Source organism: Mycobacterium pseudoshottsii JCM 15466 (genome assembly GCF_003584745.1).
In the GTDB taxonomy this organism is placed as follows: domain Bacteria; phylum Actinomycetota; class Actinomycetes; order Mycobacteriales; family Mycobacteriaceae; genus Mycobacterium; species Mycobacterium marinum.
The window spans coordinates 5,828,329-5,841,877 of record NZ_AP018410.1 but is presented as its reverse complement, the minus strand read 5'-3'; the positions used below and the strand labels follow the sequence as shown (position 1 = coordinate 5,841,877).

Below are 13,549 nucleotides of genomic sequence, written 5' to 3'. Positions count from 1 at the left end.
TCAGGCGCGAAATTGGCTGAAGCGGCGGGGATACCCAGCCACACGATCAGACGTTCGCCAACGCCGATCCCGACCGCCATCCGACGTCGATCAGGTTTCTGGCCACCGCCACGTCGGTGTCGGCGTACATCCGCGCGATCGCGTTGACGGCCTCGCCGGCCCTCCTGAGCTCTTCCTGCGCCGCCTGATTGAGGGCAAGCATTTGTCCGGCGTGTTTAGTGAACGCCAGCATCGCCTGGGTGGAAACCTCGTCGGCCCCAGCCGGCCGCACCGAAGTTATGGAAGTGGCCGCCGTCGCGCCGGCCTGCAGACCCCGAAAGGCGCCTTCGGCCAACTGCGCACCAATATCGGCGGCGACCGGATCGATCGACATCGACTGCATCTGGTCCTCCTTAGTTGCGCGGACTTGGGCCCGATGACCGCAACGGCCGGATGAGCGCACACCAGTCCCGGATGGGCCGTGACCGTGTGAGCGACACCACAACCAATGTTTATAGCGACAGTAGTAACTGGCCATAGTTGTATTCGTCAAGACTTTTACCATGGCGTTAGATTCCCGATGTTGAGCCCGGGGTAACGCCGGTAGCCGTTATGCCACCGCATATTTCGCGACTCGGCTCGTTCGGAGGCCCCTCCCGACGACTGAGCGGGCAGGACAGATGCGTGCGCTCGCAAACCGCGCCGCAGCGCTCATCGCACCCCCGGGAATCGCCGCGAGGCGGCTCCCGAACCGGCCGGCATTGCCCGCCCCCACCGATGCCGCCGGGCCCGTCTTTCGAGCATCCGATGATGCGCAGCCCGCTACTGACGTTTGTCGGGCCGAGGTTTCACACGACGAAGGTGCGACGCACGCTGTACCAAAGCCGCCCCAGGGCCATACCCCCCTCGGGTTTGCTGGCAAATCTACTTCGCGGTAGGTTCAGCCGCGTGATACTTACCGGTGCCTTTCTCGCGGACGCCGCTGCCGCGGTAGACAACAAACTCAACGTGTCGGGCGGCGTGCTGTCCCGTTTCGCGGTCGGGCCTGATCGTCTGGCCCGGTTTGTCCTGGTAGTGCTGACCCAGTCGAACCCGGGCAGCACGGATCGGCAGCTCACTGTCGAGGCATGGCCTCCTGCGGATGCCGAAGCCACCCGGCTGCAATTCGAGGTTCCGGAGGCCGCCGTGGCCGAGTTTCCGGGCTTCGCCTTCTTCGAGATCCAGCTGCGCCTTCCCATCGACGGCCGCTGGGAACTCGTGGCCAGCTCCGACACCGGGTCGGTCACGCTTCCGGTGCTGGTCACCGAGATGCCCCAACAGTTGGGCTTCTAGGCCCCCGTCAGTACCCTCCCCGGCCGCCCATCGGGGTCTGTGAGCGCCAGAAACGCGGTCCGATCGGGAAGCGGGCTCGGGACATCGGCGGTGACTTCCGGGGCATAGCCGTTGCCCTGCAGCGTCGCCTCAGACGCAATCCGACGCGCCGTCGACAACGAACACCGCCCCGTTGGTGTAGCTGCTGTGTTCGGTGCACAGGAACGCCACCGTGGGTGCGATGTCACCGACTGATCCGAAGCGGCGCACCGGAATATGAGCAAGCTCCGCATCCACCAGCTCGGTCGCGAGATGCATCGGCGCGGTCATCGGGGTATCGATCGTGCCCGGCGCCACGGCATTTACCCGGATGCCCTTGGCCGCCCACTTGACCGCCAGGTTTCTGGTGACACAGATGATTCCCGCCTTGGCGGCTCCGTAGCCGGGGACCAAGGTGACCGCGCGCAATGCCGACATCGATGCCATGTTGACCACGCTGGCGCCTCCCACCGCGGTCGATGCCTTCAGCGAGCGGTAGAGACCCATGGTAAGCCGGTACGGACCGGTCAGATTGAGCTGTACCGAAGCGTCAAAACCATCCGGCTTCGATTCATCAAGTCCCCCAGGGAAATTCGCGCCGGCGTTGTTGACCAGGACATCCAGCCGGTCGAAGCGCTGTGTCAGCTGGGCTATCGAATCCGGGTCGGTGAGCTGCAGTTGCCGGTAAGTCATGCCGGACAAGTCGGTGTCGTAGTCCGCGGACCCCGGCTTGGTTCCGGTGACGGTGACCTGGGCCCCCGCGTCCCGGAACAGCATCGCGATCCCATGTCCGATCCCGCTGGTACCGCCGGTGATCAGGGCCGCAGTCCCAGTGAAATCGAAGCTCACCCGCGCCGTCATGAGTGGCTCGCTATCTGACGCTCTAGCCATGCGCTTTCCCAGAAGTTGGTACTGCAGGCGAGCAGGTTTTCGTGGGCTTGTCTGAGTACCTCACGGGCGCCCGGGTGGTCCCGCTCGATCAGCTCGGCAAGGTGGATCGCTTGCACCCGGGCGGCCGGAGACCAGATGAGCGCGGGCTCGATCCACAATTGCATCCGCGCCCGCCAGGTCCACCACATCGGCGGCGACAGCGTCGAATCCCACCGGATACAGCTCGGTTGTCGAGCGATGGTGGAACCAGCCCGAGTAGTTCTCCCAGATCGCCCGCACGTCCCAGGCCACCGTCCCATATCCCTGGCCGACGTCGTATTCGGCGGGGAGCACGATCTCGCGCATCAGGGTTTCCACATCCTTGCCGGCGTTCATCCCGGCGACGGTCTGATCGTGGACGTATGTGATGGCGTCGCGCAGTCGGGTGAGCTCGCAATAGATGAGCTCGGCGCCGGTGATCGGGTCAAAATGACCGGTCACCAGAATTTCGGGGCGCAGCGCGCGCACCCGCTCGATCGAGGCGATGGCAGCCAGCGCGTCGCGGTACTGGTCGCCACGCATGGTGACGAGGTTGGGGATGTGGCCGAATAGCGGACCAAAGGTATTTCCGCACAGACATATTCGTTCCTCCGGCAGCCAGACCACCAACGAGTCGGTCGTTTCTCCCCCCGGTACCGACACCAGCTCCATCCGTCGGCCGCCGACTTCCAGGACGAGCGTGTCCGCGAAATCAAGATCGACGTTGGGCACGCTCTGGCCGGCAGGCGGGTGGTACCGAGACGTCGCTGGATCGCCTGGATGCCGGCGCTCAGCGTGTCTTTGAAGGCGAAGGCACTGCGGCTGGCCCGATACGGGATGAGGCGCTCGTTGTCGTCGCGCCAGAGGGTCCAGTTCGCTTGTGCGACAACCTTTGTCTCGGGGTCGCGCACGCTGTCCAGGCCACCGACGTGGTCCACGTGGCCCTGGGTCAAGATGATGTAGCGCACCGGCGAGCAGTCCACGGCATCGAAATTCGCGCGGTGCACCGGGCCCTCAAATCCCATCCCTGTGTTGACCACCACCCGACCGTCAGCGGTGGTCAGCAAGTAGGAGTTCGACAGTCCCGGTGAACACCACAAGCCTGGCGCGATCTGCTCAGCCCGCTCAGCGGCCGCCGGGCGCATCGCATCGGCGCCCGGCCTGCTGCGGTAGACCGGTTCGAACATCGCGGTCGTCTCCTTCACTCGGGGCGGACATCAAACCTGTCGAAATAGAAGTCGAACCGTTCCCGAAGTTGCTCGGCCGAGCTGCCGAAATGACGTTGCAGGTGGTAGCGCACCCGACCGTGCTTGCCGCGCGGATTGCCGTCCAGGTACTGCTGAAACAGTCCGCGAACCTTCGGGGTTATCGCGACGCCGCTGCACCGGTAAAGCTCGTCCAGCAGCGCCATTTCGTTGCCGTTGAGCTGATGGAAGCCGATGTCGATGCTGCGGTCGGGCGGCACAATGTCACGGTCACGCACGCAGGCCCACAGCAGTGGATACACGCGGTCGCTCCAGTAGTCCAGCAGCCAGCCGGCGTCGATGCTGGTGCGGCGCAGCCGGTCAGAGTAGGCCATCATGGTGATGGTCGACTGGATCACCGCCACCGGATCACGGTGCGTGAAAGCCACCGTGGCGTCGGGAAAGGTCGCCATCAACGGGCCCAGCTGCTCGCAATGCTGCGGGCTCTTGAGGACCCAGGTTTGCGGGCCGCGCAGAAACGTCAGCGCCTGCAGCACCTTCTTCAGGTAGGCGTAATGGCGGCGTTGGTCGAGCCCCAGATAGTAGTCGCGCCAATCGGGCACCCGCGCATGCCATTCCAGGACATAGGAGGCCAGGTCCAGGTCGAGGAGCTCCACTTCCTCCTCGATCGCTTCGGGAAACCGGTCATGCATGGCGGCCACCACCGGAGCGGCGGCCATCAATGCATCATGCTCGGTTTTGGCCCTGGTGTAGCGCGGGTCCACGCCGAAGATGTCGGGGCCTTGGCCTCGGGCCGGGATCGGGTCTTGACTCTCCCAGTACGGCAGCGCACGCCGGCGCGGATCGGCAGCGAGCAGATTCACCAGATGGGTGGTGCCCGACCTCGGCATGCCCACCACGACGAACGGTTTTTCGATCCGGATCGATTCGATCTCGGGGTATCGGCGGATGAGGTCGGTCAATGAGAGGCGGTTGCGCAGCAGCCGAACCACTCGCTGCCGCAAGGACGAGCGGGTGAGCTGGGTGAGACCTTGCTCACCTTCGATCGCTGCCACATGGGCCCTCAAGCGGTTTCCGAAGCCGTCGGTGTCGCCAAGGTCGTCGCCGACCCCGGCCTGGTCCACAGCTTCGGCGAGCAGTGCCGCGATGTCGAATTCGACGTGTCTGGACTCGGTGAACTGCAGAACCTGGCGCTGGACGTCGGTCAGCACGGGCCTCGTCAGATCGTCAAAGTCGATGTCAGCGATGTCAGTGCTGGAAGGTTCCACCGGATCCCCACTTCGACTTCGACATACTCCAAAGACGGTAGCCGCGGGTGTGGCCGTTTCGTCAAGCGACACCGGCTGGGGCCGGGGTAGCGTGGGGAGGCGAGATTACGAGGGGGTAGTGCTAGCCGATGGCGACACCGAATCAACCCGGAGGTTCCTCCGACGAGCCCCCCTGGGTCGGGCAGCCTTACGGCCAGCCGGGCCCCAATCCCCAGTTCCCACCGTCATGGGGGTATCCGGCTCAACCCGGGGGCCAGCCACAGCCATACCCCGGCAACCCGTCGTACCCGTACCCAAATTTCGCCCAGGCGCCAGATCCGCAGGCGCCCTTTGGGCGCGATCCGATCAGCGGTGTGCCCCTTTCCGATAAGTCGGCCGCCACCGCCGGACTGCTGCAGCTGTTTTTCGGTTTCGCCGGGATCGGCCGGTTCTACGTCGGCTCGAATTCCGTTGCCACGGCTCAGTTGTGCCTCGGACTCGGCGGCCTGGCCTTCACCGTTTTCTGCCTCATCGGCTTTCCGTTTCTCATTGCCGCGGTGCTGTGGGGAATCGTTGACGCGATCATGATCTTCACCGGCAACGTTGCCGACAGCTACGGCCGCAAGCTGCGCTAGGCGCCCCGCCCACGCAGCGGTAGTCTGCAGCGCAATCACGTCGTATCGAACGTCCGCAGAAAGGTGGCCCGGTGCTCGTTGTCACGACCAATGACATTCCCGGTTGGGAAATCCAGCGGGTGTGCGGCGAAGTCTTCGGACTGACCGTTCGTTCCCGAAATGCCTTCTCCCAGATAGGCGCCGGATTCAAATCGATGTTCGGCGGCGAGTTGCAGGGCATGACCACGAACCTGGCCGAGAGCCGCAATGAGGCGATGGCCCGGCTGATGACCGAGGCCCGCAACAAGGGCGGCAACGCGATTATCGGGATGCGCTTCGACACCACCGAGCTCGGTGACGTATGGACCGAGATCTGCGCGTACGGCACTGCGGTGCAGGCGGTGCCGGTCACCGATGCCGCACGCTACACCGCGTCGCAGCTCGGTTATGGCGGCGCACCCCAGCCTCAGCAATAGCTGCGGGGCGCTCCGAGCCCCGCCGAGCGTGCCGTGACCATGGCTGTAGGTTCGGGGAGTGATAGTGGGGGCTTTTCTAGCCGAAGCGGCCGCTGCGGTGGATAACAAGCTCAACGTATCCGGCGGCGTTTTGTACCGATACTGGGTCGACACCGACCGGGCAGCACGGTTTCTGCTGGTGGTGTTGACCCAGACCGAAACCGACGACCCCCACCAGCGGATCGAAGTCGAGATCAGACCTCCTACCGATGACGAACCCCTGCTGATGGGATTCGAGCTGCCCGACGCCGCAACCACCGCCGAGGTCGGGTTCGCCATCTTCAACGTTGAGGTGAGCCTGCCCGTCGACGGCCGTTGGGTAATTGTGGTGACCGGAGGAGCGGGAGCGATCTCGCTTCCGTTGTTGATCAGCGGGTAAAACGGGCCCGGCTCGGCTAGATCCCAGTTATTCGCTTGTCCTGCAGGCCATCTTCTAACGCCGGACCGGGAATGGTTGGGTGTGGCATCGCTCAGCCCGGGTTGCCTGGTTCACCGTTGATCCCGTTATCGGAAGGCGCGCCACCCGCGCCCGTCCCGACGAGGCCTCCGAACCCACCGCCGCCGCCTTGGCCGCCGATGACACCGAACCCGCCGTCACCACCGTCGCCGCCGTCGCCGCCGAAGCCGCCTAGTTTGCCATCGCCGCCTATCCCTCCAACGCCACCGGTACCGCCGGAGCCACCAGTGCCGCTTCCGCTAGCGCTACCGCCGCCGCCGCCGTCACCGCCGGTGCCGCCACTGCCGCCGACCGTGAACAACCTGTCGCCCCGACCACCATTGCCGCCGGCCCCGCCGGCGCCTCCGACACCACCTACCCCGTCCTCGGTGGCACCTCCCAAGCCGCCGGAACCGCCCGCCCCGCCAACTCCACCATTTATGACGATGGTGCCGATAGCGGCATTGCCACCCTTGCCGCCGATACCACCGGCGCCGCCGACACCATCCCCGAATGCTTGACCACCGTTGCCACCGTTGCCACCGAGGCCGCCGCCCTCGCCCGCGCCGCCGGTGGCGTTTCCTCCGGCGCCTCCGGCCCCTCCTGCGCCTCCGGTGCCGTAGGTGCCAGTGGCGCCCGACGCTCCGCCGTCGGTACCGGCACCACCTGCCCCGCCCAGACCGCCCGAGCCGCCGTTGCCGCCGAGGCCGCCATTCGACGGGATGATGCCATCGCTACCCGCTCCGCCGGCCCCGCCGGCACCACCGGTGCCGCCCTTGCCACCGTCGCCGCCACCAACTCCATTCACGCCGGCTCCACCGGCACCACCCTTACCGCCATCGCCACCTTGGGAGCCGAAACCGCCGGTAGCTCCTGCCCCCACGCCATTTGCTCCCGACGCGCCGACACTGCCGTTCCCGCCGGCCCCGCCATCGCCGCCGTGGCCGGCATCGCCAGCGGCACTAGCGCCATTGACGCCGGCAAGTCCTGCGGCGCCGCCAGCCCCGCCATCGCCGCCGTTGATACGGAAACCGCTCGGGTGGATATGGCCATCGCCGCCGCGGCCACCCACTCCGCCGGCACCGCCGTCACCGTTACGTGCGCCGCTGCCCCCACCGGCGCCTCCATTCCCGCCGGCCCCGGCGTCGCCGCCAGCCCCGGGGCCAGGGACACCCGGGCTGGCGGTGCCGTTCGCGCCGGCCCCGCCATTGCCGCCGGCACCGTTAACACCACCGACGCCACCGGAGTCACCGCCGGCACCGCCCGCACCGGCGTGCCCGCCGTCACCAGCTGAACCCGCGATACCCGCACCGGCGCCCGCGGCACCACCAGCGCTGCCATCGCCGCCGGCTCCACCACCACCGGCCGTAGCCGCACTATCGCCACCGAGGCCGCCAACACCGCCCGCGCCACCGGCACCGCCGTCTCCGTTGACGCCAGTAGACCCGGCGCTGCCGCCAGCACCGCCAGCCCCGCCCATGCCGCCGTCGTAACCGAACAGGCCCGGTCCTTCGGCATTGCCGCCGGCGCCCCCGACGCCGCCATCGCCGCCGGCACCGCCGGCACCCGTGTTACCCGCACTGCCACCGCTGCCACCCGTGCCGGCCGCACCACCGGAACCGGCCGCACCACCGGCACCACCTGCGCCGCCGTCGCCGCCGTCCACGCTAGCGGGGACGCCGCTGGCCCCGGCACCACCCGTGCCGCCTGCGCCGCCTGCACCGCCAGCACCGCCGCTGCCGTTGACTCCGCCCGCAACACCATTGCCGCCGACGCCACCAGCTCCACTGGCACCCCCGGCCTTCCCGGCCGTGCCCGGGTCGCCCGAGACCACTCCTGCGCTGCCGTCGTCACCAGCGCCACCAGCACCCCCGGCGCCACCATCACCAGCGCTACCGGCCGCACCCGCAGCGCCTCCGGTGCCGCCGGTTCCCGCCGCGCCACCAGTTCCGGCGGCGCCACCAGTACCGCCGGTTCCGCCGTCACCGCCGGCCACACCGGCGCCGATACCACTGGCCCCGGCACCGCCGCCGCCACCGGCACCACCGTTGCCGCCAGCACCACCAGCACCGTTGACGCCGTTGAACGCGGCGCTGCCGCCGGCTCCGCCGGCACCACCAGCACCACCAGCCCACCCGGCCGTACCCGAGTCACCCGTGTTGACGCCTACGCCACCGTGGTCGCCGGCGCCACCAGCACCGCCGGCACCACCGGTACCCCAAGCTCCCGTGGTACCTCCGCCGCCTGGGAACCCTGCCGCACCGCCGGTCCCTCCGGCGCCACCGGCACCACCATCAATGCCAGCACCGATGCCGCTGCCCCCGGCCCCGCCAGCGCCTGCCGCGCCACCGTTTCCGCTGGCGCCACCGACGCCGTCAACACCTCCGGCGCCACCGCCACCGCCAGCCCCGCCATCGCCGCCGCGGGCACCGGCCGCGCCGCTGCCGTCGATACCGGCACCGCCGAACCCGCCAGCACCGCCGTCACCTGCGCTGCCACCCGTGCCGCCGGCGCCCACACCGAAGCCTGCGTTGCCGCCGTTACCGCCCGCGCCTCCGGCACCACCCACACCGGACGTGCTCGTGCTGGAGCCACCATCACCGCCACGGCCACCGCCACCACCAGCACCGCCGTCACCGTTGACACCGCCCACACCACCGGAGTCACCACCGGTTCCCCCGGCACCACCAGCGCCACCGATCCCGCCAGCCGCACCGGTGTTGAAGCCGCCACTGAGTCCCTCACCACCGGCACCACCGGCACCGGCGTGGCCACCATCACCACCGAGACCCGCAGCCCCGACACCGCCACCCGCGGCGCCACCCGCACCGCCATCACCACCGGAGCCCGCCACGGTCGCACTAGCGCCACCGGCCCCACCCGCAGCCCCGGCACCCCCATCATCACCGGAGCCATTAACACCGCCGGCCCCGGCACTACCCCCAACGCCACCAGCACCACCGGAGCCACCAGCAAAACCGGCCTGGCCCGCCAGGCTGGCATCACTACCCGCACCACCAGCGCCACCAGCACCGCCAACACCGGCACCCGCGGTCTGCCCGGCGTTACCCCACAGCCATCCACCGGAGCCTCCGGAACCCCCGGCACCGGCGGCACCACCGGCGCCGCCATCGCCACCAGCACCGCCCGCCATATCGAAGCCCACACCGCTGGCCCCGGCACCTCCGCCGCCGCCTAGCCCGCCCGAAGCGCCCTCGCCACCGACCCCGCCGGCGCCGAACAACAACGATCGGCTCGCACCCCCGACACCACCAGCACCACCCGCGCCACCGACACCGCCAATACCTCCCGTGCCTCCTGGAGTACCGCTGTCGACGCCAGCTGCCCCACCACCACCGACCCCGCCCGCACCGCCGGCTCCGCCGGTGCCAAACAACAACGAACGCGCCACACCCCCGGCGCCACCAGCACCACCATGCCCGCCGATGCCACCGGCGCCGGCACCCACGCCCCCAGCACCACCCACACCACCGGAGCCACCCGCACCCCACAACCAGCCACCACTGCCCCCGGCCCCACCAGACCCGCCGGTCATACCCGCAGCACCGACGCCACCGGCACCACCCACGCCACCGGTGCCGATAAGACCCGCGGAACCACCGGCTCCACCGTTGGCTCCGGCCGCCCCCGACCCACCATTTCCGCCGTTGCCCCACAAGATCCCGCCGGCCCCACCGGCCTGCCCAGTGCCCGCGACCCCATCAACTCCATTACCGATCAACGGACGGCCGAACAACGCCATACTCGGCGCATTGACCACCCCCAGCGCCTGCTGTTCGAGCTCCTGCAACGGCCACATATTCAGCGCCTCGGCCTGCCCATAGGCGCTCCCGCCCGCGGTCAGCGCCCGCACGAAGTCGTCGTGGAGCAACGCCACCCGAGCACCCATCGCCTGGTACTCCCGACCGAAACCACCAAACAATTCCGCAATCGCGGCCGACACCTCATCACCGGCAGCCGGCAACACCCCCACCGTGGCACCGGCCGCCGCCAGATTGGCCTCCCGAAGCCCCGCACCCAGACCCGCCAAATCCCGAGCAGCCGCCTCCAACAGACCCGGACCCACCGAAACAAACGACATCACACCACTCCTCTGCGATAGGCGGGCACCATCGGAAAAATGGGCTAAACCGCTCGTCACCCATCGGCTCCAGTGCCGATTCCCGCGTATCGTAAGTAGCGATGTGGCGAAATATATTGCCACACAGGTTATTTGAAACAAATCTGTCTAGTACGTGAAACCAATGTCTCGAACGGGAAGGCGCCGCCTCAAAACGGCTCTAGGCCGAGACCACACGTTGAAGGGACGCGACACCCGCCACTGGAGGGAGCAGTGGCTGGAGAGTTCTATGGTCGACCCGGTGCGTCACCGTTCGCGCGACCACGATGGCCACGGAGCTGTGATGCTGCCCGGCCTTGGTCCGCTCGTCGAAGATTGCGCGCCAATCCACGCCAAGAACAAAAACCCCGGCCGACGGCCGGGGAATCTGTAGCCGATGACGCGACCCGTGGTGTCACCCACGGGTCGACTCATCGCTTGGCGGTGGCGGAGGGATTTGAACCCTCGGACGGTTTTAGCCGTCACACGCTTTCGAGGCGTGCTCCTTAGGCCGCTCGGACACGCCACCGCCGAGCAGCTTACCGAACCGATGGCCCGTCACCCCAATCGCTGGCGGCCGAAGAACTCTTCCAGGGGCGCAGCGCACTCCTGTGCGAGGACACCACCGCGCACTTGCGGGCGGTGATTAAGCCGACGATCGCGCACCACATCCCACAAGGAACCGACCGCGCCAGTCTTGGGTTCCCACGCACCGAACACCAAACGAGCCACCCGCGCCAGCACCAGAGCACCCGCACACATGGTGCACGGTTCGACCGTTACCGCCAGCGCGGCGCCTTCGAGCCGCCACCCATCCCCGAGCACTCGCGCCGCCGCCCGCAACGCCAGGATCTCGGCGTGGGCGGTCGGATCGCCGAGTTCCTCGCGGGCGTTTACCGCGCGGGCGAGTTCGGTCCCGTCAGCGGAGATCACCACCGCACCGATGGGTACGTCGCGCGGACCGGCCGTCGCTGCTGCCGCCAGGGCGGCGCGGACCAGATCTTCGTCCGCGATCACCGACCGAGGCGGTCGATTATCGCCGACAGCTGCTCCGCGAAGCCCATTTCCCGGGCGATGCGGCCGAGTTGTTCGTCGGCGTAGAGGTCAGTCTCGTCGAGGATGACCCCCAGCACGGCCTCGGGCAGGCCGATATCTGCCAGCAGGCCCAAATCGCCTTCCTCGAACGGGTCGGCATCCTCGAGGTCCTCGGGATCTATTTCAGAGTCCAGGCTGTCTAGGACTTCAGCCGCGATGTCGTAGTCAAGTGCCGCGGTGGCGTCCGACAACAGCAGCCGTGTCCCTGAAGGCGCCGGACGCAGGATGACAAAGAACTCGTCATCGATGTCCAGGAGCCCGAAGACAGCTCCCGAGCTGCGCAATTCCCGCAGCTCGGTTTCGGCCTCCGACAGCGTGGCCAAGGCCTTCGGACTCATCGCGGCGCAACGCCATTTGCCTTCTTCACGAACCACGGCAACGCCGAAACCGTCCGGCGTTTCCGCGGACGGGCCTTTCGCTGCGGCCCGTTGTGCTCCCATGGGCGCTTACGGTAGTCGCTGGCCAGGTTTGTGACCAGATGACCCTTGACCAGCGCCGCTGGGCAAGCGCGGCGGCGGACACGCACAAGCAATACAAGTGTGCCAACCTTGGGACTGTGCAGACGACACCCGTGTGTGTACTCGGGCTGGGCTTGATCGGTGGTTCCATCATGCGGGCCACCGCTGCAGCAGATCGTGTGGTCTTCGGCTACAACCGGTCGGTGGAAGGCGCCAACGGCGCCCAGTCGGACGGATTTGAGGCCACCACCGATCTCGCCGAAACACTGGCCCGGGCCGCCGACACCACCGCATTGATTGTGCTGGCCGTTCCTATGCCGGCGTTGCCGAGCATGCTGACCCACATCCGCGAGTTGGCCCCTAACTGCCCGCTGACCGACGTGACCAGCGTCAAGACCGCCGTCTTGGAGGAAGTCACCGAGGCCGGTCTGCGCGAGCGCTTCGTCGGCGGTCACCCGATGACCGGCACCGCACACTCCGGTTGGGGGGCTGGTCACGGCGCCCTATTCACGCGGGCACCCTGGGTCGTCAGCGTCGACGACCACGTGGATCCCGTGGTGTGGTCGATGGTGATGCAGCTGGCGCTGGACTGCGGAGCGGTGGTCGTGCCGGCCAAGTCCGACGAGCACGACGCGGCCGCGGCGGCGATCTCACACCTGCCCCACCTGCTCGCCGAGGCACTGGCGGTCGCCGCCGCCGAAGTCCCCCTGGCTTTTGCTCTGGCCGCGGGTTCGTTCCGGGACGCCACCCGCGTTGCCGGCACCGCTCCCGACCTGGTTCGGGCGATGTGCGAGGCCAACACCGGACAGTTGGTGCCGGCTGCGGACCGAATCATCGAATTGCTCAACCGCGCACGCGATTCGTTGGCCTGCAATGGCTCGGTGGCCGACCTGGTCGACGCGGGCAACGCCGCGCGCACCCGCTACGAGAGCTTCCCGCGCTCCGACATCTCCACGGTGACGATCGGCGAGCCGCGCTGGCGCGAACGACTGGCGGCGGCCGGCCGGGCGGGCGGCGTGATCAAATCCGCTCTGCCAAGCCTGGATAGTCCAGGATGAAACCTTCATCGTCGACGGTCACGGTGGTATCGGCGACCGGGGAGCGCAACTTGATGCCATCCAGGCGGCCCTCACTGCTGTAGCTCACGGTGGCCGCGTCGACACTCATCTCCGGCACGTTGACGTAGACCATCGGCAAGGTGATCATCTCCGCACGCTCGTGGATTCCGAGGCGCCGGATCGGCAGCGCGTTGAAGAACGGGCTGAACACCAGGTCGATGTCCAGCGCGCCGTTGTACCCCGCTCGGCTCTCACCCTGGTGGTCGGTGACCAACCACATGTTCTCTTCGTCCCGGGCGATCGCGAGCTGACGTTCCCGCTCGGCCAGCGTGACGGTCAGTCCGAACCGCTTGGTGGCGCCGGTCTCGTCGGTCTGCAGATCGTAGAAAGCGCCGAATGCGGGATTGCTGGCGGTAGCGGCCGCCACAATGCGGCCATTTGCCCTGATCCGCTTGCCGGACACCTGAATTCGTACCGATTCCATGCGCGAGACGTCTTGAGCACGCCACGTCAACATAGCCGTCCAGAGGCGCCGAGCCGGATCAGAGGAAACTGAGTTCACA

12 protein-coding genes, 1 tRNA gene and 1 pseudogene are annotated in these 13,549 nt (G+C 67.8%); 5 read left to right on the top strand and 9 right to left on the bottom strand.

The window, feature by feature from the left end:
- Nucleotides 1-46 precede the first annotated feature (46 nt).
- On the bottom strand, nucleotides 47-382 hold the full coding sequence (locus tag MPSD_RS26805; RefSeq protein WP_011741963.1) for a PE family protein: 336 nt from the start codon (nucleotides 380-382) through the stop codon (nucleotides 47-49).
- Between the two features lie 545 nt (nucleotides 383-927).
- Here MPSD_RS26805 and MPSD_RS26800 point away from each other — a divergent pair.
- A complete protein-coding gene (locus MPSD_RS26800) occupies nucleotides 928-1,311 on the top strand; it encodes a hypothetical protein (protein WP_036426137.1) in 384 nt (127 codons plus the stop codon).
- Between the two features lie 129 nt (nucleotides 1,312-1,440).
- Here MPSD_RS26800 and MPSD_RS26795 read toward each other — a convergent pair whose 3' ends face one another.
- From MPSD_RS26795 to MPSD_RS26785, 3 genes and pseudogenes are all read right to left on the bottom strand, one after another.
- Nucleotides 1,441-2,190: an SDR family NAD(P)-dependent oxidoreductase gene (locus tag MPSD_RS26795; RefSeq protein WP_020785598.1), complete on the bottom strand. Its 750-nt coding sequence runs from the start codon at nucleotides 2,188-2,190 to the stop codon at nucleotides 1,441-1,443.
- Nucleotides 2,187-3,425: pseudogene (locus MPSD_RS26790) on the bottom strand (MBL fold metallo-hydrolase). Before MPSD_RS26790 ends, MPSD_RS26795 begins: the two are co-directional and overlap by 4 nt.
- A gap of 14 nt (nucleotides 3,426-3,439) precedes the next feature.
- Complete coding sequence (locus tag MPSD_RS26785) at nucleotides 3,440-4,711, bottom strand: sulfotransferase family protein (protein WP_086085536.1); 1,272 nt, start codon at nucleotides 4,709-4,711, stop codon at nucleotides 3,440-3,442.
- Nucleotides 4,712-4,839: 128 nt separating this feature from the next.
- On the opposite strand from MPSD_RS26785, the gene MPSD_RS30625 reads away from it, so the two are divergent.
- From MPSD_RS30625 to MPSD_RS26770, 3 genes are all read left to right on the top strand, one after another.
- On the top strand, nucleotides 4,840-5,325 hold the full coding sequence (locus MPSD_RS30625) for a TM2 domain-containing protein (protein WP_015357588.1): 486 nt from the start codon (nucleotides 4,840-4,842) through the stop codon (nucleotides 5,323-5,325).
- Nucleotides 5,326-5,396: 71 nt separating this feature from the next.
- Nucleotides 5,397-5,780 carry a YbjQ family protein gene (locus MPSD_RS26775; protein ID WP_020785603.1) on the top strand — a complete coding sequence of 128 codons (384 nt, stop codon included), beginning with the start codon at nucleotides 5,397-5,399 and terminating at the stop codon, nucleotides 5,778-5,780.
- A gap of 58 nt (nucleotides 5,781-5,838) precedes the next feature.
- A complete protein-coding gene (locus MPSD_RS26770) occupies nucleotides 5,839-6,198 on the top strand; it encodes a hypothetical protein (protein ID WP_011741970.1) in 360 nt (119 codons plus the stop codon).
- Between the two features lie 91 nt (nucleotides 6,199-6,289).
- On the opposite strand, the gene MPSD_RS26765 is transcribed toward MPSD_RS26770, so the two are convergent.
- The 4 genes from MPSD_RS26765 to MPSD_RS26750 all read right to left on the bottom strand — a co-directional run bounded on the left by MPSD_RS26765 (nucleotide 6,290) and on the right by MPSD_RS26750 (nucleotide 11,910).
- Nucleotides 6,290-10,357 carry a PE family protein gene (locus MPSD_RS26765; RefSeq protein ID WP_086085535.1) on the bottom strand — a complete coding sequence of 1,356 codons (4,068 nt, stop codon included), beginning with the start codon at nucleotides 10,355-10,357 and terminating at the stop codon, nucleotides 6,290-6,292.
- A 457-nt stretch (nucleotides 10,358-10,814) separates the two neighbouring features.
- Nucleotides 10,815-10,904, bottom strand: a tRNA-Ser gene (locus MPSD_RS26760).
- 29 nt (nucleotides 10,905-10,933) lie between these two features.
- The gene (locus MPSD_RS26755) at nucleotides 10,934-11,392 is read right to left on the bottom strand and encodes a nucleoside deaminase (RefSeq protein ID WP_020785607.1); all 459 of its coding nucleotides are present in this window, start codon (nucleotides 11,390-11,392) and stop codon (nucleotides 10,934-10,936) included.
- Nucleotides 11,389-11,910, bottom strand: a complete 522-nt coding sequence (locus tag MPSD_RS26750; protein ID WP_011741974.1) for a tRNA adenosine deaminase-associated protein — start codon at nucleotides 11,908-11,910, stop codon at nucleotides 11,389-11,391. Before MPSD_RS26750 ends, MPSD_RS26755 begins: the two co-directional genes overlap by 4 nt.
- 131 nt (nucleotides 11,911-12,041) lie before the next feature.
- On the opposite strand from MPSD_RS26750, the gene MPSD_RS26745 reads away from it, so the two are divergent.
- Nucleotides 12,042-12,986 carry a prephenate dehydrogenase gene (locus MPSD_RS26745; RefSeq protein ID WP_051153762.1) on the top strand — a complete coding sequence of 315 codons (945 nt, stop codon included), beginning with the start codon at nucleotides 12,042-12,044 and terminating at the stop codon, nucleotides 12,984-12,986.
- Here the strand turns inward: MPSD_RS26745 and MPSD_RS26740 are convergent.
- Nucleotides 12,949-13,548 (bottom strand): putative glycolipid-binding domain-containing protein, encoded by a 600-nt coding sequence (locus MPSD_RS26740; RefSeq protein ID WP_036450676.1) that lies wholly within the window; start codon nucleotides 13,546-13,548, stop codon nucleotides 12,949-12,951. The two genes, MPSD_RS26745 and MPSD_RS26740, sit on opposite strands and share 38 nt — an antisense overlap.
- Nucleotide 13,549: the final 1 nt, after the last annotated feature.

Coding starts and splice junctions, on each gene's coding strand:
- MPSD_RS30625 (WP_015357588.1), top strand. CDS start 4,840: ATGGCGACACCGAATCAACCCGGAGGTTCCTCCGACGAGCCCCCCTGG.
- MPSD_RS26805 (WP_011741963.1), bottom strand. CDS start 382: ATGCAGTCGATGTCGATCGATCCGGTCGCCGCCGATATTGGTGCGCAG.
- MPSD_RS26795 (WP_020785598.1), bottom strand. CDS start 2,190: ATGACGGCGCGGGTGAGCTTCGATTTCACTGGGACTGCGGCCCTGATC.
- MPSD_RS26750 (WP_011741974.1), bottom strand. CDS start 11,910: ATGGGAGCACAACGGGCCGCAGCGAAAGGCCCGTCCGCGGAAACGCCG.
- MPSD_RS26765 (WP_086085535.1), bottom strand. CDS start 10,357: ATGTCGTTTGTTTCGGTGGGTCCGGGTCTGTTGGAGGCGGCTGCTCGG.